Raw genomic sequence first — 19,659 nt, 5'->3', positions numbered from 1 at the left:
CTTGTCGTCCATCGAAATGACCGCCGCCGACGCCCTCGTTGTCGAGACCGTTGCCACCGAGGCCTCTGTCACCGAGACCGCCGTCGCCGACGAAACCGTGACCGACACCACTGAAACCGTCACCGCCAACGCTTTCGCCGGGCTGGGCGTCCACCCGCTCGTCGTGAAGGCGCTTGAGGCGTTCGAATACAACACCCCGACCCCGGTCCAGGCCGAGGCGATCCCGCCGGCCCTGGAAGGCCGCGACATCCTGGCGACCGCCGAGACGGGCACCGGCAAGACCGCCGCCTTCATGCTGCCGGCGCTGACCCGCACCGTCGAGCTGCCGCGCCTCGGCGTGGCCGCCCCGCGCGTGCTGGTGCTGGCCCCGACCCGCGAGCTGGCCAAGCAGGTCACCGACGCCGCCCGCAAGTACGCCAAGTTCATGAAGTACAACATCGTGGACGTGGTCGGCGGCATGCCCTATCGCGACCAGCTGCGCCTGCTGTCGCGCGCGGTGGACGTGATGGTGGCCACGCCGGGCCGTCTGCTCGACCACGTGTCGCGCAACCGCATCGACCTCAGCGCCGTCGAGGTGCTGATCCTGGACGAGGCGGACCGCATGCTCGACATGGGCTTCCTGGACGATGTGGAAACCATCGCCAAGTGCTGCCCGGACAGCCGCCAGACGCTGCTGTTCACCGCCACGCTGGACCGCCGCATGGCCCAGCTCGCCGGCAACCTGCTGCGCAACCCGGTGCGCGTCGCCGTGGAAAGCGCCACCACCTCGGTGAACGTCGAGCAGCGCCTGCACCATGCCGACGACATGGACCATAAGCGCCGCCTGCTGAAGCACTTTGCGGACCTGCCCGAGGTCGGCAAGGCGATCATCTTCGCCGCCACCAAGCGCGACGCCGATGCGCTGGCCGAGGAGCTGAGCGACGCCGGCCACGCCGCCGCCGCCCTGCACGGCGACATGGACCAGTTCAAGCGCAACCGCACGCTCCAGCGCCTGCGCACCGGCCAGGTCCGCCTGCTGGTGGCGACCGATGTGGCGGCGCGCGGCATCGACGTGCGTGACATCACCCACGTCATCAACTTCGACCTGCCGCGCTCGGCGGAGGACTATGTCCACCGCATCGGCCGCACGGGCCGTGCGGGCGCCTCGGGCGTGGCGATCTCCTTCGCCGCCCGCGCCGACCGCGACGCCCTGTTCCGCATCGAGCGCTACACCGGCACCCGCCTCGACATCCACGTCGTTCCGGGCCTGGAGCCGCAGCGTCCGTTCCAGACCGGCGGCGGCGGCCGTCCCACGGGCCGTCCGGGTGGCCGTCCGGGTGGCGGCAACGGCGGCGGCTACAACAAGAAGCCGTGGGTGCGCAACGCCAACGGCGGTGCCGAGGGCGGCAAGCCGAACGGCGCCCCGGGTGGCCGTCCGCAGGGCCGTCCGATGAACCGCAACGAGCATGGCCGCAGCGACCATGCCCGCAACGAGCATGGCGGTCACGCCCGCCGCGACTCCCAGGGCGGCAAGCCGGCGCACCGGGCGTCCAAGTGGTAACAGCGGATCGCCGCTGACATGAAAAAGGCGCGGTCCTTCGGGATCGCGCCTTTTTTCTTAACTGGGCGATGCGCTATTTTTGGGCTTCCTGCACTTGGTTGTCTTGCTTTCCCGTTAGAGGCGTTGTTGGTGCTGTGTCCTTCAATGCCTCGGCGGCCTTGCGCAATTCTTCAGAAACAGTGCTGCCCTTGTTTATGATCGTTTCGGCTATAAAATAGGATCGGAGAAGTTCCTTCTCATATTTTTTGTGTTCGGTTTCTGCAAGTTTGTACTCGTTGAGGCGCGTGTTGACCAGTACCCAGGCATCGTGGAAGCGTGTATAGGCTTCAGATGGCTGGTTCAATGTGATCAATCCAGCAATGACGGCGGAAAGCCATGCCAGAGTTCCATTAAAGCGCTCTGATTTCGGAAAGAGCTTTGATCCGCTTGCGACAAGTGTGGTTACGATCAGTGACATGACGGACAGAGTGTATGACAATTTCTGGGATCTTGACATGTAATAATCCCAGATATTGAGATGGCACTGTACGACATGAATGAGTTTTGGGTTGAAGTTTTCCTTGCTATAACTTTCTTTTTCCATTCGGGATTGGATATCGTTTACCGAATCGCAAGTCCATTCATGACGGTCCACGAAGAACTCCACCGTCCATTGGAGGATTGGGTTGGCCCGGTAGATGTGGCTGTCGTAAAAGTTCAGGTCCCGGTTCCGGTTCGGCGATCCATCAACGGGCGACGTCATCGGCGTGAAGAACAGCAAAGGTCCGAAGAGAAAGACAAAAAATAGGATTGCGACCCAGAAAAGGGCGCTCCACCGGGACCAAAAGGATCTTTCTGGTTCCTGTGAGCGAGGCGTTACCGGTCCGGTGGGCGGAGGAACGGCGGTGCCGGTGCCCTGGGTATCCGCTATCGTCATGACCCGCTCCCTGATGCCGTTGAAGGACAGAGAAGCCGCACATGCCTGCTGCTGAAGGATACGGAAGTCTTCAGACGTATGCGCCGGAAGCGATTTTTGCGCGGGACCAGTTTTCAATCAAGAGAGTGTTTGTTCGCTTTTTCTCTTCATGCGATTGTGTGCAGAGGCGCCGAGACGTTCAATCCGTCGACAGGCGTCCTCAGGGGCCGGCCACCGCCCACAGCAGCAGCGCCACGAGCAACGTCAGGATCAACCCGGCCACGGCGTAGACCGCCAGCGCCCGCCCGATGTCGGCGGCGGTGGCGCGGGCGCGGCCCTCGCCGATCCACGGTTCGGTGATGACCACGCCGCCGTCGCGGTGCGGCCCGCCCAGCGCCAGACCCAGCGCGCCGGCCATGGCGGCGGTCGGCCAGCCCATGTTGAGGGAGGCCGCCTTGCCGCCGTCCCGCATCATCGTGCGGAAGGCGCCGCCGGTCTTCGCTCCGGCGAAGGGCGCGGCCAGCGCCAGGAGAACCGCCGCCAGCCGCGCCGGGATGGCGTTCAGCGCGTCGTCCAGCCGCGCCGCGGTCTGGCCGAACCGCTCGTGCCGCACGCCGGCGTGGCCCAGCGCGGTGTCGGCGCCGTCCACCACCGCCCAGACCAGCAGGCCGGGCACGCCCAGCAGGGCGTAGCCGAAGACCGGGGCCACCAGCTTGCGGGCGAAGCCCTTGGCGGCGGCCTCGATGGCGGCGCGGGCGATGCCGTGCTCGTCCAGGCTGAAGGCGTGGCGGCGGGTGAGGGGGGCGACGGCCTCCCGCGCCGGAGCGGCGCCACCCTTGTCCAGGGCGCGGCGCACCGCGCGCACCCGCGCCCAGGCGCTCCGTCCGCGCAGGGTGGCGAGGATCACCGCCAGTTCCAGCAGCCAGCCGCGGCTCTGCGCGCCGACCCGCTCGACGATCAGGCCGACGGCGACGGCGGCCAGCACGAGGGCCAGCACGACGAGAGCGCCGCGCAGCAGGCGGGCGGTCTTGCCGCGCTCGACCCGGTTCAGCCGCCGGTCGGCCCAGGCGCAGACGCGCTGCGACAGCGCCGCCGGATCGGGCAGGACGCGCCCGATCCAGTCGCCGGCGGCGGCGTCGATGGCCAGGGCCAGCAGCAGCAGGAACAGCGGCCCCGGACCGTTCAGGGGGGCGGCGCCGAGGACGGAGGTGAGCAGGGCGTCGCCCATCGCGGCCTCAGCGCGCGCCGGCTTGGCGCAACAAGTTCGCCACCCGGGCGTTGCGGCTGTCCTGCGCCCAGCTCAGCGTCGTGCGGCCCGTGAAATCGGTGCGGTCGGCTTGTGCCCCGGCCTTCAGCAGCCGCTCCACCAGATCGACGCGGCCGAAGCGCGCCGCGGTCATCAGCGGGGTTATGCCCTGGCGGTTGTCCTGGTCGACCTTGGCGCCCTTGGTCAGCAGAAGGTCCACCGCCTCCGGCGCGTCGGCCTCCACCGCGTAGTGCAGCGGGGTGTTGCCGGACTTGTCGGCGCGGTTGGGGTTGGCCCCGCCGTCCAGCAGAAGCCGCACCAGTTCCGGATGGCCGTTGCCGATCGCCAGCAGCAGGACGGGCCGCCCGCTGGCGTCGACCTGATTCGGGTTCTCCCCCTTCAGCAGCAGCAGCCGCAGCGCGCTGGCGTCGTTGGACGTCACCGCCTTGACCATGGAGGGGCCTTCCAGGAGGTTGATCTGGGCCAGGGCCGGCGCGGCGACAGGGGCGGTCAGGCCGAGGGCCAGCAGGCTGAGCATCAGCAACCGTTTCATGGCGCGTCCTTTTGTGCGATCCGTGTGTGATCCGTCTTTCGGCCGGGGATACTATCCAGTTTGGCCCGGTTTGGCGACGGCGACCCGCTGCAATGGAGCCGCCCATGGTCCGCAACCCGCTCGCCCGCCACATCGCCCTGTTCCTGGCGGTGAAGGCCGCGCTGATCGCGCTGGGCCTGTGGTGGTTCCTCGGCACCATGCCGGAGCCGCGCGGCGTGGTGACTCCGCCCGCCGCCGCGGCAAAGCCCTGACGCCGCCTGGTGTTCCGGCGGGAACCTCCGCTCCGCGCCCATGGTTGAAGCTCAACCGGGAAGCGCAACAGGGGAAGATCGCCATGACCTTCGAGAACGATGTGAACGCGAACCGCTCCGCCGGCCATCTGCGCGGCGCCGTACGCGAGGCCGTGGGCATCTTCGCCAGCCGCGACGCCCTGCAGAAGGCCGTCGACGAGCTGACCCTGGCCGGGTTCCAGCGCCATGAACTGAGCGTGCTCGCCAACGACCAGACCATCCGCGACCATCTCGGCCATGTGCCGGAGCGGGCGGAGGACATCGCCCACGACCCCGACGCGCCGCGCCAGTCCTACGTCTCGCCGGAGGATGTCGGCAGCGTGAAGGGCGTGGCGGTCGGGTTCCCCGCCTATGTCGGGGCGATCCTGGCGACCGGCGCCGTCCTGGCGACCGGCGGCACGGCCCTGGCCGCGGCGGCCGCAGCAGCGGCGGCGGGGGTGGGCGGCGGCGCCATGGGCTCGGTCATGTCGAACTGGCTGACCGACAAGCGCAACGAGCCGATGCTCCAGCACCTCGACAAGGGCGGCATCCTGCTCTGGGTGAATCTGGCCGACGCCGGGCGCGAGCAGCAGGCGCTGGAGATCATGAACCGTCACGCCGCCCAGCCGGTGGAGGTGCATGAGGTGGCGCAGTCCGGCTCCGAGACCTGACCCGAAGGCTGAGCCGGCGCGGGCTGGCGCCCGTTGACCCAGGTCATGGCCTTCGCGGCGGGCTTCCCCTATACACGGGCGGTCTTCCAACCGGAGGTCCGCCTTGGACGCCCATTCGGCCCTGACGCTTCTCGACGCCGGCCTCAACCAGTGCGCCGTCGTCATCGACCGCGACGGCGGGCTGCTGGTCGCGCTGCTGACCGCGGGGCTGGTCGGGGGATCGACCCATTGCGCGGGCATGTGCGGCCCCTTCGTCCTGGCCCAGGTCACCGCCCGGCTGGAGCAGGTTCCGGCCTCGCGGATGAGCGAGTTCCACCGGCTGGCCGGGGCGGCGGTGCTGCCCTACCATCTGGGGCGCGGCACCACCTACACCCTGATCGGCGCGGCGGCGGCGGCGGTCGCCGGCCATGTCGGGGCGCTGCCCGGGCTGAAATGGCTGTCGGTGGCGCTGCTGGCCTTCGCGGCGCTGTTCTTCCTCGGCTATGCGGTGAAGGGGCTGACCGCCTGGGTGCCCAAGCTCGACGGCGCGGTGCAGCGCTGGTGGGGCGACCGGGTGTCCCGGCTGGCCCGCCCCCTGTTCGGCAACCCCACGGGCTGGCGCGGCTACGGGCTGGGGCTGGCGCTCGGCTTCATCCCCTGCGGTCTTCTCTATGGGGCCGTGGCGGTGGCCGCGGCCAGCGGCAGCGCGCTGACCGGGGCGCTGGGCATGGCGGCCTTCGCGCTGGGCACGCTGCCGAGCCTGCTGGCGGTCGGCCTCGCCGGGCATCTGGCGGGGCGCACCTGGCGCTCCGCAGTCGCACGGGCGGCGCCGGTCATCATGGTGGTGAACGCCGGGGTGCTGGGCTGGATGGCGATCCGGATGATCGGGTGAACGCCGTCCCGCTCTGGTTTATTGGAGCTTTTCCGCCGATCCCTTCAGCGCCTCGCCCAATGGGACCTCGCCGCAACCGGGCTTGAGCGGCTGCTGCTGGCTCTCGTGCGGCGACCAGCCGGCCAGATAGAGGATCTGGAAGGTCGCCTCGATGCGCCCGTCCGGCTCGGCGTAACGCTCTGCGTAGCGGCGGGCGGCGTCGAACAGCAGGGCGCGGGTGGCCGGCACCTTGCGGCGGGCGAGGACGGCGTTGGTCTCGCCCATGCCGCGCAGGTCGCGCATCAGGCGGAAGGCGTCGCTGTAGGTGACGGTGATGACGTCGCTGTCCACCACCGGCAGGGCGAAGCCGGCGCGCTGCATCAGCCCGCCGACGTCGCGGATCTCGGCGAAGGGCGACACGCGGGGCGACACGCCGCCGGCCACCTCCATCTCCGCCTCGTACAGGCAGCGGCGCAGCTCCAGCAGCGTTTCCCCGCCCAGCATGGCCGCGCAGAAGAAGCCGTCGGGCTTCAGCGCCTGCCGCACCTGGACCAGCGCGCCGGGCAGGTCGTTGACCCAGTGGAGGCTGAGGTTGCTGACCACGAGGTCGAAGGTCTCCGGCACGAAGGGCAGGAGTTCCTCGTCGGCGGCAACGGCCAGCGGACCGGCCCTCCGGGCGAAGCCGGGGGAGAGGTCGCAGGCGACCAGCGTCTCGACGCCCTTGCGCCCGCGCAGCGTCCGCCCCATCACCCCGTCATGGGCGCCGAGGTCGAGCGCGGTGGGAAAGGGCCGGGCCACGTCCTCCAGCCGGTCGACGAGGCGTTCGGCGACCTCCTCGAACAGGAAGGCGTGCTCGGCGAAGGTGGGGACGGCGCGGTCGCGGCGGCGGCGGACGAGCGCGCGGTCGAAGACGGTCATGCTGTCGGGCGTGGTCATGCCCGCAATATAGCCCAGCCCCGGCGGGCTACAACCATCGGCGAAAGGGCGGCAGTGTGCTATGGTCGGCCCTGAACTCGCGGGAGCTTGGCCATGGGCATCGAGGAAGCCATCGGCGCCACCTATGAGGCGCTGATCGTCATCATCAAGATCACCACCCCGGTCCTCGTCGTCACCACGGTGCTCGGCATGCTGATGACCATTTTCCAGCAGGCGACCAACATCAACGAAACGACGCTGCAGCAGGACCTGAAGATCTTCGCCACGCTGGCGCTTCTGTTCATCACCGGGCCGGCGATCTACATCGCGTTGCGCGACTACACCTTCGTGATCTTCGACCGCATCGCCGGCCTGAACTGAGGGGGGCGCGCCGCCATGGCCCTTCCGCAGCGGCTGGCGACCAGGGTTCTTGGGGGAATTCTCGACACGCTGCTGCCGCCGCGTTGCCTGTGCTGCGGCGGCGCGGTGGACCGGCAGGGCGGGCTGTGCGCCCCGTGCTGGAGCGGCCTGACCTTCATCGCACCTCCACTCTGCGCCGGATGCGGCACGCCCTTCGACTTCACGCTGGAGGGGGAGCCGCTGTGCGGCGCCTGCATCGCCGAGCCGCCCCTCTTCGCCCGCGCCCGCGCCGTTCTGGCCTACGACGACGGCAGCCGTCCGCTGGTCCTCGGCTTCAAGCACGGCGACCGCATCCACGCCGCCGGGGCCTATGGCGCCTGGATGGCCCGCGCCGGAGCGGAGCTGCTGGCCGACGCCGACCTGCTGGCCCCGGTGCCGCTGCACCGCCTTCGGCTGTTCCGGCGCCGCTACAACCAGGCGGCCCTGCTCGCCCAGGCGGCGGGCCGGCAGGCCGGGCGCCCGGTGATTCCCGACCTGCTGGTCCGCCGCCGGTCCACACCGTCGCAGGGCGGGCTCGACCGCTCGGGGCGGCGGCGGAACGTCAAGGGCGCCTTCGCGGTCCGGCCGGGGCTGGAGCCGCGGGTGGCGGGACAGCGGATCGTCCTGGTCGACGACGTGCTGACCACCGGGGCGACCCTGTCGGAATGCGCGCGGGTTCTGCTGCGCGCCGGGGCGGAGCGGGTGGACGCGCTGACCCTGGCGCGCGTCGTCAAGACGTGAGCCGCGGGTGTGAGCCATGAAAACGTAACGGGTGACGCCGTGCGGCGGTTGATCTTATAACCGTTCAAAACAGCCAAGGAGCCCTCCGCATGGCCGACGTCGTCATCTACACCACGCCCTTCTGCCCCTATTGCTCGCGCGCCAAGCGTCTGCTCGACAGCAAGGGGGTGGCGTATGAGGAGATCGACCTCTACATGCAGCCGGGCCGCCGCGAGGAGATGGTGCAGCGCGCCGAGGGGCGCATGACCGTCCCGCAGGTCTTCATCGACGGCAAGCCCTACGGCGGCTCCGACGACATCCACGCGCTGGACCGCGCCGGCAAGCTCGACCCGATCCTGGGGATCGGGGGATGAGCGGCGTCCTGAAGGCCGCCTGCGTCCAGGTCAACGCGGGCACGGAGATTCTTCCGAACCTTCAGGCGGCGGGCGATCTGGTCCGCCGGGCGCGCGACGCCGGGGCGGACTTCATCGCCCTGCCCGAGAATGTCAGCATGATCGTCCAGGGCCGCGCCAAGGTGCTGGAGCGGGTGAGGACGGCCGAGGAGCACCCGGCGATCCCCTTCTTCGCCGATCTGGCGCGGGAGACCGGGGCCTGGCTGCTCGCCGGGACGCTGGGCGTCCTGCTCGACGACGGGCGGGTGGCCAACCGCAGCTATCTGTTCGACGCCGAGGGGCGGGCCGTCGCCCATTACGACAAGCTCCACATGTTCGACGTGGACCTGAAGGGCGGGGAAAGCTACCGCGAATCCGCGACCTTCCGGCCCGGCGATCGTGCGGTCCTGGCGGCCACGCCCTGGGGCGGGGTCGGCATGACCGTCTGCTACGACCTGCGCTTCGCCTATCTCTACCGGGCGCTGGCCCAGGCGGGGGCGTCGATCCTGACGGTGCCGGCGGCCTTCACCGTGCCGACCGGGCGGGCGCACTGGCACACGCTGCTGCGCGCCCGCGCCATCGAGACGGGCTGCTTCGTGCTGGCCCCCGCCCAGACCGGCAGCCACGACCAGGGGCGGCTGACCTATGGCCATTCCCTGATCGTCGCCCCCTGGGGCGAGGTGCTGGCCGACGCCGAGGAGGCGGTGGGCTTCGTCCTGGCCGAGCTGGACATGGCCCGCGTCGAGGAGGCCCGCCGCATGGTGCCGGCCCTCACCCACGACCGGACCTTCACGCTCGACCGGGTCGGCTTCTGAGCGGCCGTCAGGCGGGCAGGGGCCGGGGTTCCGGGTCGCCATCCAGGCCGTGTCCGGCCTCCAGGTCCTTGACCGCGCACAGCCGCTGCACCACCGCCGCCTTGGGCGAGGCGACCTCGCCATGCTCGTAGGCGACGACCTGGAGACGCCCGCGCGCCACCTCCAGAAGCTCGCCGCTGCGCAGCAGGAAGGCGGGGGAGGCGGGGCGGCCGAAGCGGGCGTTGCCCAGGGCGAAGGTCTCATAAAGGAGAAGGCCGCCGGGTTCCAGCGCGTCGAGGAGGACGGGGAACAGCGGGCGGTGCAGGTAGTTGGTCACCACGATCGCGGCGAAGCGGCGGTCGCGCAGCAGCGGCACCGGCCCTCCGCTCTCCAGATCGGCCTCCACCAGCTCCACCCCCGCCGTCCCGGACAGGTCGGCCACCCCGCGCAGGTCGCGGTCCAGCCCGACCACCGGGTGGTTGCGGGTGTGGAACAGCCGCAGGTGCCGCCCCGACCCGCAGGCGAGGTCGAGGACCGTGCCGCCCGTGGGCACCAGCGGCGCGAAGCGCGCGACCCAGGGAGAGGGTGGGCTGATCGCGGCGTGCGGCGATCCGGCGGCCGACGACGGGGTGGACGGCGGTGTCGACAAGGGACGGATCCTTCCGCTCTTTCATGACGTGTGTTTGACCGCGACGCCGGCGTCGTGCTGAACTGGCAACCGGTCACCGACCGTATATCATGACCATCCGGTCTTCTCATCCTGGAGCATCCGACGGGGACATGATCCTCTTCGTTCTGAAATGCACGGCCGACCACCGGTTCGAAGCCTGGTTCCGCAACGGCGACGCCTACGAGACGCAGGCCGCCGCCAAGGCCATCGCCTGCCCGGTCTGCGGCGACACGCACATCACCAAGGCCCCGATGGCCCCGCGCATCGCCAAGGGGGGCCGCTCCAGGGATGAGGCTCCCCGGGACGGCGGCGCGCCGGAGGCGGTCTCCGCAGAGGCAGGCGGCGGCGCAACCGCGCCCGCGGCCCCTTCGGCGCCCGCAACGCCCCCGTGCCGGCGGAACTGCGCGAGCGCTTCGCGGCGGAGGTCATGCGTCACTTGACGGAAGTTCGCCGTACGGTTGAAACGAACTGCGATTACGTCGGTGATCGCTTCGCCGAGGAGGCCCGGCGCATCCATTATGGCGAAACCGATCCGCGCGGAATCTACGGCGAGGCCACCGACAAGGAAGCGGAGGAGTTGAAGGAGGAAGGTGTGACTTTTGGTCGCATACCTTGGCTTCCACGCACCAATTCTTAAGCCCACGCTTCACAATATTTCGTGCACCCCTTGCCCTTTCGCTGCCATGGGTTAGTGAACGATCCCCCGGAACAACGGCCGCGGGCTGCGTCAAGGCGCTTTTTAGCGGTTGGCCTGCATCAAAGTTGTTGACGGGATAGTTCGTTACAAAGACCATATGGTCCGAGTGTCTAATATGACCTTGCAAAAATCGCTCGGCACTCGCGAGGGGACGCACTATGAAAGAAAACGCTCAGAGGATTCTCGCGAATCCCAAGTTTCAGGAGCTGGTGCAGAAGCGTAGCGCATTCGCGTGGACGCTTTCGATCGCCATGCTCGTCATCTACTTCGGCTTCATCCTGCTGGTCGCCTTCGGCAAGGGGTTCCTGGGTACCCCGATCGGCAGCGGCGTGACCACCTGGGGTATCCCCGTCGGCCTTTTCACCATCATCTCGGCCTTCATCCTGACCGGCATCTACGTGCATCGGGCGAATGGAGAGTTCGATGAGCTGAACCGGCAGATCATGGAGGAGTCGAAGTGATGCGTTCGCTGGTCAATCGTGTGGGCGTCGCGGCCGTCGCGGCCGGCGCGCTCATCCCCGCGTCGGTGCACGCGGCGGCGGTCGAAGGCGCGGTCCAGAAGCAGGCGACGAATTTCTCGGCGATCGTCATGTTCCTGGTCTTCGTGCTGGCCACGCTCGGCATCACCTACTGGGCGGCGCGCCGCACGAAGTCGGCGAAGGACTTCTACGCCGCGGGCGGCGGCATCACCGGCTTCCAGAACGGCCTCGCCATCGCCGGCGACTACATGTCGGCGGCCTCCTTCCTCGGCATCGCCGGCCTCGTCTACACCTCCGGCTTCGACGGCCTGATCTTCTCGGTGGGCTGGCTGGTCGGCTGGCCGATCATCCTGTTCCTGGTCGCTGAGCGCCTGCGCAACCTCGGCAAGTACACCTTCGCCGACGTCGCCTCCTACCGCTTCCAGCAGACCCCGATGCGCACCATGGCCGCCTGCGGCTCGCTCGCCACGGTGACCTTCTACCTGATCGCCCAGATGGTCGGCGCCGGCAAGCTGATCCAGCTGCTGTTCGGCATGGACTACCTGTGGGCGGTGGTGATCGTCGGCGTCCTGATGATCGCCTACGTGACCTTCGGCGGCATGCTCGCCACCACCTGGGTGCAGATCATCAAGGCGGTGCTGCTGCTGTCGGGTGCCTCCTTCATGGCCTTCGCGGTGCTCGCCAAGTTCGGCTTCAGCCCGGAGGCGATGTTCTCCACGGCCGTGCAGGTCCACCCGAAGGCGACCGGCATCATGGCGCCGGGCGCCCTCATCACCGACCCGGTCTCGGCAATCTCGCTGGGCATGGCGCTGATGTTCGGCACCGCCGGCCTGCCGCACATCCTGATGCGCTTCTTCACGGTGTCGGACGCCAAGGAGGCCCGCAAGTCGGTGTTCTACGCGACCGGCTTCATCGGCTACTTCTACATCCTGACCTTCATCATCGGCTTCGGCGCCATCGTGCTGCTGCTGGCCCCGGACGCCACCGGCGCCTATCCGTTCCTCGACGCGGCCAAGCTGGCGGCGGCGGGCGGCAAGCCCAATCCGTCGATGATCATCGGCGGCTCCAACATGGCGGCCATCCACACCGCGCACGCGGTGGGTGGCGACCTGTTCTTCGGCTTCATCTCGGCCGTGGCCTTCGCCACCATCCTCGCGGTGGTCGCGGGTCTGACGCTGGCCGGCGCCTCGGCCGTGTCGCACGACCTCTACGCCTCGGTGATCGCCAAGGGCCGCGCGTCGGAGCATGACGAGATCCGCGTGTCGAAGATCACCACCGTGATCATCGGCATCGTCTCCATCTTCCTCGGCATCGCCTTCGAGAACCAGAACGTCGCCTTCATGGTCGGCCTCGCCTTCGTGATCGCGGCCTCGGCGAACTTCCCGGTTCTGCTGATGTCGATGTTCTGGAGCCGGATGACCACCCGCGGCGCCGTTCTCGGCGGCTGGATCGGGCTGGTCTCGTCGGTCAGCCTGCTGATCATGGGGCCGACCGTGTGGAAGTCGGTGCTGGGCAACCCGGCCGCCCTCTTCCCGTACGACAACCCGGGCGTCTTCACCATCCCGCTGTCGTTCCTGGCGATCTGGTTCTTCTCGATCACCGACAACAGCAAGGCGGCGCAGGACGAGCGCGAGGCCTACAAGGCCCAGTACATCCGGTCGCAGACCGGCCTGGGCGCCGAAGGGGCTTCCGCTCACTAATGCGAATGGTCGCACCCGCCTTCCGCAGATGAAGGGGCTGGTGTAATCTTCAAGGCGCCTCAAGACCACGGTCTTGGGGCGCCTTTTTTATTCACCCGCCGGTTCGTGGAGCGGATTTTGTCCGACGCTTTCGATTTCTCCGTCTCCCCCTTCGACCGCCTGACGCCGGAGCAGCGGCAGCGGCTCGCCGCCGCGCTCGACCTCGGCGTCTACGCGCGGGACGGGGTGATCCTGAGCCGGGACGAGCCGGCGGATTGCCTGTTCGTGGTGCGGCAGGGGCTGGTCCACGAACGCCGGGGCGGCGAGGTGGTGGCGGTGCACGGCGCCCACGACAGCTTCGACCTTCAGGCGCTGTTCTCCGACGGGCAGGCGCGCAGCTTCGTCGCGGCGGAGGACACGCTGTGCGATCTGGTGCCGCGCCCGATCCTACTCGAACTGGCGCACGAGAACGCCGCCTTCGGCGCGGTGATCCAGCAGGCGTTCGCCGACCGGCTGAGCGCGCTGGCCAACGAGCGCTCCAACCGCGAAACCGCTGCGCTGACGATGGCGCGCATCCGGCAGGCCTATCTGCACCCGCCGGTCTTCGTCGAGGCCGGGGCGTCCCTGCGCGACGCGGCGGCGGCGATGAAGCGGAACCAGGCGAGCAGCGTGCTGGTCCGCGATGGCGATCCGAAAAAGGGGGGGCGCATCGGCATCCTGACCGGCACCGACCTGCGCGACCTTGTGGTGCTGGAAGGGCAGCCGGTGGACAGCCCGGTGAGGCTGCTCGCCCGCTACGAGCTGCTGGCGCTGGACCGCGACGACCTGCTGTTCAACGCGCTGATCCTGATGACCAAGCATTCGGTGCGCCGTCTGGTCATCACCGAGCAGGGCGCGGTCGCCGGCCTGCTGGAGCAGACCGACCTGCTGGCCGTCCTGTCCAACCATTCCCAGGTCGTCGCTCTCAAGGTCGACCGCGCCGCCACGCCGGAGGATCTGGGCCGGGCCAGCCAGGACATCGTCGGGCTGATCCGCACGCTGCACGGCACGGGCGTCAAGGTGTCCTTCATCGCCGACCTCGTGACCGAGCTGAACCGCAAGATCTTCCGCCGCCTGTTCGAGCTGCTGGCGCCGCCGGACCTGCTGGCCAACGCCTGCCTGATCGTGATGGGCAGCGAGGGGCGTGGCGAGCAGCTTCTGAAGACCGACCAGGACAACGGGCTGATCCTGCGCGACGGCTACGACTGCCCGTCGCTGCCGCAGGTGACCGACGCCTTCACCCGTCATCTGGTCGAATTCGGCTACCCGCCCTGCCCGGGGCGCATCATGGTGTCCAACCCGGACTGGACGCGCCCGCTGGCGCTCTACAAGGATTCCCTCTTCCACTGGATCCACCGGCCCGACGAGGCGGCGCAGATGAACCTCGCCATCTTCTACGACGCGGCGGCGGTGGCCGGGGACGCCGCCCTGCTGGCCGAGGCGAAGGGCTATCTGCTCGGCCGGCTTCAGGACAACCAGATGTTCTTCACCGCCTTCGCCCGCCCGGCGCTCGCCTTCGACACGCCGTCGGGTCTGTTCGGCGGCCTGTTCGAGCGGCGCCGCGGCGAGGCGGTGGACATCAAGAAGGCCGGCATCTTCCCCATCGTCCACGGCGTCCGCGCGCTGGCTCTGGAAAAGCACATGGCGGAGACCAACACGACCGAGCGCATCTGGGCGCTCGCCGACCAGGGCGTTCTCGACCGCGGCATGGCGGGCGAACTGGCCGACGCCTTCACCTTCCTGTCCACGCTGCGGCTGAAGGCCGGGCTGGACGGCAGCGTGTCCGGCACCCAGACCGACAACCTCGTCCGCATGGAGACCCTGGGCAAGCTCGACCGCGACCAGTTCAAGGACTGTCTGGCGCTGGTGAAGAAGTTCAAGGAACTGCTCGCCTACCACTTCCACCTGAACCATTGACCCGCCGGACGCGCGGGGAGAGGAGGCGGCATGCCGACCGAGACCATTGCCAGCGTGGTGGCCAACGGGGGGGCGCCGTCCGTTCCGTCCGTGCCCGAACATCCCGACCGCGCCCTGCTGCTGTCGGGGGAGGAGACCGGGGAGCGGGTGGCGATCCATTGCGAGGCCACCTCCTTCGACGCGGCCACGGCGGACCTGCGCAGCGTCGCGGCCCTGCGCATCCGCGGTGGGCGCGTCCTGACCAGCCAGCGTCTGATCCTGTCCTTCTGGCCGACCGAACCGGCGGAACCCGCTCTGTCCCGCCTGCTGGCCTTCATCGGCAACCGGCCGCTGGTCGGTTACTACCTGGATTTCACCGTGGGGCTCCTCGACCGGCTGGTGCAGCCGATGGTGGGCATGGCGCTGCCGAACCAGCGCATCGAGGTGTCCAGCCTCTATTACGGCCGCAAGGCCAAGACGCCCGGAAAATACGCGGTCGATCTGCGGCTGGACAGCATCCTGCGCGACCTCGACCTGCCGCCGCGCGCCGGGGAGGACGCCTACGCCAGCGCGCTCGCTTCCGCCATGGTCTATCTGCGCCTGGAACCGCCGCGGCCCTGACGCTTCATCACGCCACCCTTATCAAGCGGCCCTTATCAAGCCGCCTTTGTCTGGGCTTTCGAAAGGGTGGGCACCGACACGATGAAACGGGTGCCCGGCCCGCCGTCCGGCTGGCGGTCGATGGTCACCGCCGCCCCGGCCTGCTGGGCCAGCGCCCGCACCAGAACCAACCCCAGCCCGCTCTGGCGCTTGTCGGTCGCGCGGCTTTGCGGGGCGGACGGATCGGGCGGCAGGCCGGTGCCGTCGTCGCGCACCACCATCCGCATGCCCTCGCTCCCCTCCGGCAGCAGCTCCACGCTCACCGTGCCGGGATGGCCGAGGGGGAAGGCGTGGAGCAGCGCGTTGGACACCAGCTCGCTGGCGATCAGGGCGAGCGGGGTTGCCTGATCGACGTCCAGGCTCCAGGGCTGGGGGGCGTTCACCGTCAGCCGCGCCCCGGTCGGGTTGGTCGAGCGGACCAGCCCGTCGCAGAGCTGGCGCAGGTAATCGGCGAAGTCGATGCGCGCCGGCTGGTCGGAGCGGTAGAGCAGTTCCTGCATCAGGCTCATGCACTGGATGCGGCGCAGGCTCTCGTCGAAGGCGCGGCGGGCCGGCTCGTCGATGCGGGCGGCCTGAAGGCGCAGCAGGCTGCAGATGACCTGAAGGTTGTTCTTCACCCGGTGCTGGACCTCTTTCAGCAGGACCTCCTTGTCGGTCACCGCCGTTTCGAGCTGGGCATTGGTCCGCTCCAGTTCCGCCGTGCGCTGGTGGACCCGCTCCTCCAGCGTGTCGTAGGCGTGCTGGAGCGCGTTTTCCGCCTGCCGCTCCCGCCGGGCGCGCTGAAGGGCCATCCCGCCGACCACCGACACCGCGGCCAGCGCCGCCAGCGCGTAGGAGATGTAGGTCCAGAGCTGCCCGTGCCAGCGCTCCATGACGCTGCTCACCGGAATGGCCACCTCGGCGGTCAGCGGCACGCTGTCCACCCGGCGCAGCGCGGAGATTTCCGGCTCCCCGGCGGCCTCCGCCGGCGCACTGTCGGTGGCGTCCGGCCCCTGGGTCTCGTGCAGCAGCACCGTGCCGTCGGCCCGGCGCAGGGTGATGGAGCGGGCGTAGTCGAAGTCGAAGCTCTTGTAGATGTCGCGGATGTAGCGCGGCGAGACGGCGACCAGGGCCACGCCGCGGAATTGCCCCGGTGCGGCGGCCAGCGGGCGCGAGAGGAGGATCAGCGGCTCCTGGCTGTAGCGGCTGTTGTCCAGCGCGGTGATGAAGAGATTTCCCCCCGCCTCGCTGCCGCCCGTCCGCTGGGCTACGAAGTAGTCGCGGTCGGCGACGTTCATTGCCGGGGTGGGAAAGCGTCGGGTGCTCAGGACGGGGTTCCCCTCGGCGTCGAACAGCCAGATCGACACCAGATAGGGTGTGCCCCGCACCAGAGCCGCGTAGCGTTCCCAGCCCGCCCGGTCGCTGGGCAGCGGAGCGCCCGCCGGCCCGGCGAGCTGGACCGCCTGCTTCAGGATCAGGTCGCTGGTCTCCACCAGCCGGGCCGCGTGCTCCGCGACCAGCAGGCTGGCGTTGCCGGCGGTGTCCTGGGCGTGCTGCAGGGCCGCCGCCCGGTCGCGCAACGCGAAGCTGGCCGACAGCCCGAGCGTCAGCAGCAGCGCCACCGCGCAGACCATCAGGACCAGAGCCGACCCCGGCATCCGGTAGAGCAGAGGGGAACCTTTGGATCGCAGGGCGCGCAGGGGCATGATTTCGGCGGGGTGGGGGAGGACGGGTCGGCGTGGCATCGAAGGTCGTGGCTTTCGTGGCGGACCAACACTTTTTTGCAGGCTCCTGTTCCCTGGGTACGCCCGTTGAACCGCGCCGCGCCACCCCCTATTGTCGCGCCGGGCCGAAAGGCCGAAGCAGCATCGAGCGCGGGGAGTATGGCGTATGAAGATCGATGGCACGGCCTACCGCACCATCTGGCTGGCGCAGGACGGCTGGTCTGTGGAGATCATCGACCAGACACGGATGCCGCATGATTTCGCCGTCGCGCGGCTGACCGACCTGGAGGAGGCCGCCCACGCCATCCGCGCCATGCTGGTGCGCGGGGCGCCGCTGATCGGGGCGACCGCCGCCTATGGCGTGGCGCTGGCCATGCGGGCCCACCCGTCCGACGCGGCGCTGGAGGAGGCCGGCGAGCGGCTGCTCGCCACCCGCCCGACCGCGGTCAACCTGCGCTGGGCGCTGGAGCGGATGCGCGCCCGTCTGGCACCGCTGCCGCCCGCCGCCCGCGCCGAGGCCGCCTACGCCGAGGCCGCGGCGGTCTGCGACGAGGATGTCGCCATCAACCGCGCCATCGGCGAGCACGGCGCCGCCCTGATCCGCGAGGCAGCCCGCCGCAAGGCCCCGGGCGAGCCGGTGAACGTGCTGACCCACTGCAACGCCGGCTGGCTCGCCACCGTCGATTGGGGCACGGCGCTCGCCCCGGTCTATGTCGCCTTCGAGGAGGGCATCCGCTTGCATGTCTGGGTGGACGAGACGCGTCCGCGCAACCAGGGCGCCAGCCTGACCGCCTGGGAACTGAACCGCCACGGCGTGCCCCACACGGTGGTGGTGGACAACACCGGCGGCCATCTGATGCAGCACGGCATGGTGGATTTGTGCATCGTCGGCACCGACCGCACCACGGCGACCGGCGACGTCTGCAACAAGATCGGCACTTACCTGAAGGCTCTGGCCGCCCACGACAACGGCGTGCCCTTCTACGTCGCGCTGCCCTCGCCGACCATCGACTGGGGAATGGCGGACGGGGTGAAGGAAATCCCCATCGAGGAGCGCGACTCCCGCGAGGTGACCGAGCTGACCGGCATCACGGCCGACGGGCGGATCGAGACCATCCGCGTCACCCCGGCCGGCAGCCCGGCGGTCAATTACGGTTTCGACGTGACCCCGGCCCGTCTGGTGACCGGTCTGGTGACCGAGCGCGGCGTGTGTCCGGCAAGCGCGGAAGGGTTGGCGGGGCTGTTTCCGGAGCGGAGTGGCGTGTGAAGCACTTGCCCCACACGCTTCCCTCTAAACCACCGGCACCAGCTTGCGCCGCGGCGGCGGGTTGCCGCCCTTGCAAGGGCTGTAGCCGCCCGGCGCCAGCTGCCCGAACGTGATGCCGGTGGCCGCGGCGATGTCGGCCAGCCGCTCCAGACCCAGAACGCGGGTGGCGGCGAGGGCGATGCGCCCGCAGGCCTCGGCGTCGCTGCCGGCGTGGTGGTGGTCGAGCGCGATGCCCAGATGGTCGGCCAAGGTATTCAGCTTGTGCGCGGCCAGCTGCGGCCAGGCCCGGCGCGCCAGCACCACCGTGCAGAGGTAGCGGCAGGCCGGCCACTCCAGCCCGTAATCGTCCAGCGTGTGGCGCAGCACGCTGATGTCGAAGGAGGCGTTGTGGGCCAGCACCAGCCGCCCATCCAGCCGGCGGGCGAAGCGGTGCCAAACCTCCGGGAACTCCGGCGCGCCGGCGACATCCTCCGCCCGCAGGCCGTGGACGGCGGTGTTGAAGGGGTTGAAGCGCATCTCCCGCGGGCGGATCAGATGCTCCTCGGTCTCCACCACGCGCCCGTCCTCGATCCAGGCGACGCCGATGGAGCAGGCGCTGGTTCGCGATTCGTTGGCGGTTTCGAAGTCGATGGCGACGGCCTGCATGACGTCTTTCCTCAACCCAGGATCAGGCGGGTGACGTCCTCGGGCAGGTCGCCGTCGAGCGCCATCAGGCGGACCCTCAGCAGGCAGGCCACCGCGATGGCGTCGGTGATCTCGCCGCGCTTGACCATGGCGTAGGCCTCCGCGAAGGGGACGTGGCGCAGTTGCAGAACCTCGGTCTCCTCCGGTTCGGCCTGCCCCTGCTCGATCCCCCAGGCGAGAAAGCAATGGGCGGTCTCGTCGGTGATGCTGTTGGACAGGTGCATGGTCAGGATCGGCAGCCAGTGGCGGGCGGTCTGGCCGGTCTCCTCCAGCAGCTCCCGCTTGGCCGACTCCACCGGTTCGACGCCCTTCTTGCCGCCGCCTTCCGGGATTTCCCAACTGTACTGCTCCAAGGGGAAGCGGTACTGGCCGACCAGCGTCACGCGGCCCTGGTCGTCGATGGGAACCACCCCGGTCGCCAGATTCTGGGCGTGCATGACGCCGTAGATTCCGGGGTTGCCGAGCGGGGTGAGCACGTCGTGCTCCACCACCCGCATCCACGGATTCTCGTAGATCGGCTTGGTCGTCAGGACGGTCCAGGGATTGCCGGTCTTGTGCGGCACGCCGGTGCTCCTTGAGCGGTGTGGGGGCGGTGTAGGGACAGGCTGCGGGATGCTGGTGCGGAACTATAGGCATTGCGC

At 69.4% G+C, this 19,659-nt stretch carries 23 protein-coding genes; 15 read left to right on the top strand and 8 right to left on the bottom strand.

Translation table 11 applies throughout. The features are described from left to right. Nucleotide 1: 1 nt before the first annotated feature. Complete coding sequence (locus tag Sp245p_RS14330) at nt 2–1,540, top strand: DEAD/DEAH box helicase (protein WP_244947711.1); 1,539 nt, start codon at nt 2–4, stop codon at nt 1,538–1,540. Nucleotides 1,541–1,613: 73 nt separating this feature from the next. On the opposite strand, the gene Sp245p_RS14325 is transcribed toward Sp245p_RS14330, so the two are convergent. The 3 genes from Sp245p_RS14325 to Sp245p_RS14315 all read right to left on the bottom strand — a co-directional run bounded on the left by Sp245p_RS14325 (nt 1,614) and on the right by Sp245p_RS14315 (nt 4,234). Then, on the bottom strand, nt 1,614–2,456 hold the full coding sequence (locus Sp245p_RS14325; RefSeq protein ID WP_144019083.1) for a hypothetical protein: 843 nt from the start codon (nt 2,454–2,456) through the stop codon (nt 1,614–1,616). Nucleotides 2,457–2,655: 199 nt separating this feature from the next. Next, on the bottom strand, nt 2,656–3,663 hold the full coding sequence (locus Sp245p_RS14320) for a cobalamin biosynthesis protein CobD/CbiB (RefSeq protein WP_014239191.1): 1,008 nt from the start codon (nt 3,661–3,663) through the stop codon (nt 2,656–2,658). A 7-nt stretch (nt 3,664–3,670) separates the two neighbouring features. Then, nucleotides 3,671–4,234, bottom strand: a complete 564-nt coding sequence (locus tag Sp245p_RS14315; protein WP_014239192.1) for an ankyrin repeat domain-containing protein — start codon at nt 4,232–4,234, stop codon at nt 3,671–3,673. Between the two features lie 104 nt (nt 4,235–4,338). On the opposite strand from Sp245p_RS14315, the gene Sp245p_RS34935 reads away from it, so the two are divergent. The 3 genes from Sp245p_RS34935 to Sp245p_RS14305 all read left to right on the top strand — a co-directional run bounded on the left by Sp245p_RS34935 (nt 4,339) and on the right by Sp245p_RS14305 (nt 6,045). Further along, nucleotides 4,339–4,485, top strand: a complete 147-nt coding sequence (locus Sp245p_RS34935; protein ID WP_014239193.1) for a hypothetical protein — start codon at nt 4,339–4,341, stop codon at nt 4,483–4,485. A gap of 83 nt (nt 4,486–4,568) precedes the next feature. Beyond that, nucleotides 4,569–5,174: a general stress protein gene (locus Sp245p_RS14310; RefSeq protein WP_014239194.1), complete on the top strand. Its 606-nt coding sequence runs from the start codon at nt 4,569–4,571 to the stop codon at nt 5,172–5,174. 103 nt (nt 5,175–5,277) lie between these two features. Continuing rightward, complete coding sequence (locus tag Sp245p_RS14305) at nt 5,278–6,045, top strand: sulfite exporter TauE/SafE family protein (RefSeq protein ID WP_014239195.1); 768 nt, start codon at nt 5,278–5,280, stop codon at nt 6,043–6,045. An 18-nt stretch (nt 6,046–6,063) separates the two neighbouring features. Here the strand turns inward: Sp245p_RS14305 and Sp245p_RS14300 are convergent, their stop codons facing one another. Continuing rightward, nucleotides 6,064–6,960: a methyltransferase domain-containing protein gene (locus tag Sp245p_RS14300; RefSeq protein WP_014239196.1), complete on the bottom strand. Its 897-nt coding sequence runs from the start codon at nt 6,958–6,960 to the stop codon at nt 6,064–6,066. Nucleotides 6,961–7,053: 93 nt separating this feature from the next. Here Sp245p_RS14300 and Sp245p_RS14295 point away from each other — a divergent pair, with 93 nt between their 5' ends. From Sp245p_RS14295 to Sp245p_RS14280, 4 genes are all read left to right on the top strand, one after another. Then, on the top strand, nt 7,054–7,320 hold the full coding sequence (locus Sp245p_RS14295) for a flagellar biosynthetic protein FliQ (protein ID WP_014239197.1): 267 nt from the start codon (nt 7,054–7,056) through the stop codon (nt 7,318–7,320). Between the two features lie 15 nt (nt 7,321–7,335). Next, entirely contained in the window at nt 7,336–8,079 is a 744-nt protein-coding gene (locus Sp245p_RS14290; RefSeq protein ID WP_014239198.1) for a ComF family protein, read from the top strand. Nucleotides 8,080–8,168: 89 nt separating this feature from the next. Then, the gene (gene grxC / locus Sp245p_RS14285) at nt 8,169–8,432 is read left to right on the top strand and encodes a glutaredoxin 3 (RefSeq protein WP_014239199.1); all 264 of its coding nucleotides are present in this window, start codon (nt 8,169–8,171) and stop codon (nt 8,430–8,432) included. Beyond that, a complete protein-coding gene (locus Sp245p_RS14280; RefSeq protein ID WP_014239200.1) occupies nt 8,429–9,265 on the top strand; it encodes a carbon-nitrogen hydrolase family protein in 837 nt (278 codons plus the stop codon). The genes grxC and Sp245p_RS14280 overlap by 4 nt, the downstream gene beginning before the upstream one ends. A gap of 7 nt (nt 9,266–9,272) precedes the next feature. Here Sp245p_RS14280 and Sp245p_RS14275 read toward each other — a convergent pair whose 3' ends face one another. After that, complete coding sequence (locus tag Sp245p_RS14275) at nt 9,273–9,893, bottom strand: class I SAM-dependent methyltransferase (RefSeq protein ID WP_014239201.1); 621 nt, start codon at nt 9,891–9,893, stop codon at nt 9,273–9,275. 89 nt (nt 9,894–9,982) lie between these two features. On the opposite strand from Sp245p_RS14275, the gene Sp245p_RS35720 reads away from it, so the two are divergent. From Sp245p_RS35720 to Sp245p_RS14250, 6 genes are all read left to right on the top strand, one after another. After that, nucleotides 9,983–10,354 (top strand): DUF1178 family protein, encoded by a 372-nt coding sequence (locus Sp245p_RS35720; RefSeq protein WP_342799411.1) that lies wholly within the window; start codon nt 9,983–9,985, stop codon nt 10,352–10,354. Further along, the gene (locus Sp245p_RS35715; RefSeq protein ID WP_246119763.1) at nt 10,303–10,551 is read left to right on the top strand and encodes a DUF1178 family protein; all 249 of its coding nucleotides are present in this window, start codon (nt 10,303–10,305) and stop codon (nt 10,549–10,551) included. Before Sp245p_RS35720 ends, Sp245p_RS35715 begins: the two co-directional genes overlap by 52 nt. A 218-nt stretch (nt 10,552–10,769) precedes the next feature. Next, on the top strand, nt 10,770–11,072 hold the full coding sequence (locus Sp245p_RS14265) for a DUF485 domain-containing protein (RefSeq protein ID WP_014239204.1): 303 nt from the start codon (nt 10,770–10,772) through the stop codon (nt 11,070–11,072). Beyond that, entirely contained in the window at nt 11,072–12,790 is a 1,719-nt protein-coding gene (locus Sp245p_RS14260; RefSeq protein WP_014239205.1) for a cation acetate symporter, read from the top strand. Before Sp245p_RS14265 ends, Sp245p_RS14260 begins: the two co-directional genes overlap by 1 nt. Nucleotides 12,791–12,907: 117 nt before the next feature. Then, nucleotides 12,908–14,725 carry a putative nucleotidyltransferase substrate binding domain-containing protein gene (locus tag Sp245p_RS14255; protein WP_041810871.1) on the top strand — a complete coding sequence of 606 codons (1,818 nt, stop codon included), beginning with the start codon at nt 12,908–12,910 and terminating at the stop codon, nt 14,723–14,725. Nucleotides 14,726–14,755: 30 nt separating this feature from the next. After that, nucleotides 14,756–15,325: a 3'-5' exonuclease family protein gene (locus Sp245p_RS14250; protein ID WP_014239207.1), complete on the top strand. Its 570-nt coding sequence runs from the start codon at nt 14,756–14,758 to the stop codon at nt 15,323–15,325. A 35-nt stretch (nt 15,326–15,360) separates the two neighbouring features. Here the strand turns inward: Sp245p_RS14250 and Sp245p_RS14245 are convergent, their stop codons facing one another. After that, entirely contained in the window at nt 15,361–17,049 is a 1,689-nt protein-coding gene (locus Sp245p_RS14245; RefSeq protein WP_014239208.1) for a sensor histidine kinase, read from the bottom strand. A gap of 184 nt (nt 17,050–17,233) precedes the next feature. On the opposite strand from Sp245p_RS14245, the gene mtnA reads away from it, so the two are divergent. Next, the gene (gene mtnA, locus Sp245p_RS14240; RefSeq protein WP_014239209.1) at nt 17,234–18,334 is read left to right on the top strand and encodes an S-methyl-5-thioribose-1-phosphate isomerase; all 1,101 of its coding nucleotides are present in this window, start codon (nt 17,234–17,236) and stop codon (nt 18,332–18,334) included. Nucleotides 18,335–18,358: 24 nt separating this feature from the next. Here the strand turns inward: mtnA and Sp245p_RS14235 are convergent, their stop codons facing one another. Continuing rightward, on the bottom strand, nt 18,359–18,979 hold the full coding sequence (locus Sp245p_RS14235; RefSeq protein WP_014239210.1) for a 3'-5' exonuclease: 621 nt from the start codon (nt 18,977–18,979) through the stop codon (nt 18,359–18,361). A gap of 11 nt (nt 18,980–18,990) precedes the next feature. Next, nucleotides 18,991–19,581, bottom strand: a complete 591-nt coding sequence (locus tag Sp245p_RS14230) for an NUDIX domain-containing protein (protein ID WP_014239211.1) — start codon at nt 19,579–19,581, stop codon at nt 18,991–18,993. Between the last annotated feature and the right edge of the window lie 78 nt (nt 19,582–19,659).

This window comes from Azospirillum baldaniorum (genome assembly GCF_003119195.2).
GTDB classification, from domain to species: Bacteria; Pseudomonadota; Alphaproteobacteria; order Azospirillales; family Azospirillaceae; genus Azospirillum; species Azospirillum baldaniorum.
The sequence above is the reverse complement of the archived record's forward strand: the minus strand, read 5'-3'. Positions and strand labels throughout refer to the sequence as shown.

Coding starts and splice junctions, on each gene's coding strand:
- Sp245p_RS14325 (WP_144019083.1), bottom strand. CDS start 2,456: ATGACGATAGCGGATACCCAGGGCACCGGCACCGCCGTTCCTCCGCCC.
- Sp245p_RS14320 (WP_014239191.1), bottom strand. CDS start 3,663: ATGGGCGACGCCCTGCTCACCTCCGTCCTCGGCGCCGCCCCCCTGAAC.
- Sp245p_RS14315 (WP_014239192.1), bottom strand. CDS start 4,234: ATGAAACGGTTGCTGATGCTCAGCCTGCTGGCCCTCGGCCTGACCGCC.
- Sp245p_RS34935 (WP_014239193.1), top strand. CDS start 4,339: ATGGTCCGCAACCCGCTCGCCCGCCACATCGCCCTGTTCCTGGCGGTG.
- Sp245p_RS14310 (WP_014239194.1), top strand. CDS start 4,569: ATGACCTTCGAGAACGATGTGAACGCGAACCGCTCCGCCGGCCATCTG.
- Sp245p_RS14300 (WP_014239196.1), bottom strand. CDS start 6,960: ATGACCACGCCCGACAGCATGACCGTCTTCGACCGCGCGCTCGTCCGC.
- Sp245p_RS14295 (WP_014239197.1), top strand. CDS start 7,054: ATGGGCATCGAGGAAGCCATCGGCGCCACCTATGAGGCGCTGATCGTC.
- Sp245p_RS14290 (WP_014239198.1), top strand. CDS start 7,336: ATGGCCCTTCCGCAGCGGCTGGCGACCAGGGTTCTTGGGGGAATTCTC.
- grxC (WP_014239199.1), top strand. CDS start 8,169: ATGGCCGACGTCGTCATCTACACCACGCCCTTCTGCCCCTATTGCTCG.
- Sp245p_RS14280 (WP_014239200.1), top strand. CDS start 8,429: ATGAGCGGCGTCCTGAAGGCCGCCTGCGTCCAGGTCAACGCGGGCACG.
- Sp245p_RS35720 (WP_342799411.1), top strand. CDS start 9,983: ATGACCATCCGGTCTTCTCATCCTGGAGCATCCGACGGGGACATGATC.
- Sp245p_RS14265 (WP_014239204.1), top strand. CDS start 10,770: ATGAAAGAAAACGCTCAGAGGATTCTCGCGAATCCCAAGTTTCAGGAG.
- Sp245p_RS14260 (WP_014239205.1), top strand. CDS start 11,072: ATGCGTTCGCTGGTCAATCGTGTGGGCGTCGCGGCCGTCGCGGCCGGC.
- Sp245p_RS14250 (WP_014239207.1), top strand. CDS start 14,756: ATGCCGACCGAGACCATTGCCAGCGTGGTGGCCAACGGGGGGGCGCCG.
- Sp245p_RS14245 (WP_014239208.1), bottom strand. CDS start 17,049: ATGCCCCTGCGCGCCCTGCGATCCAAAGGTTCCCCTCTGCTCTACCGG.
- mtnA (WP_014239209.1), top strand. CDS start 17,234: ATGAAGATCGATGGCACGGCCTACCGCACCATCTGGCTGGCGCAGGAC.
- Sp245p_RS14235 (WP_014239210.1), bottom strand. CDS start 18,979: ATGCAGGCCGTCGCCATCGACTTCGAAACCGCCAACGAATCGCGAACC.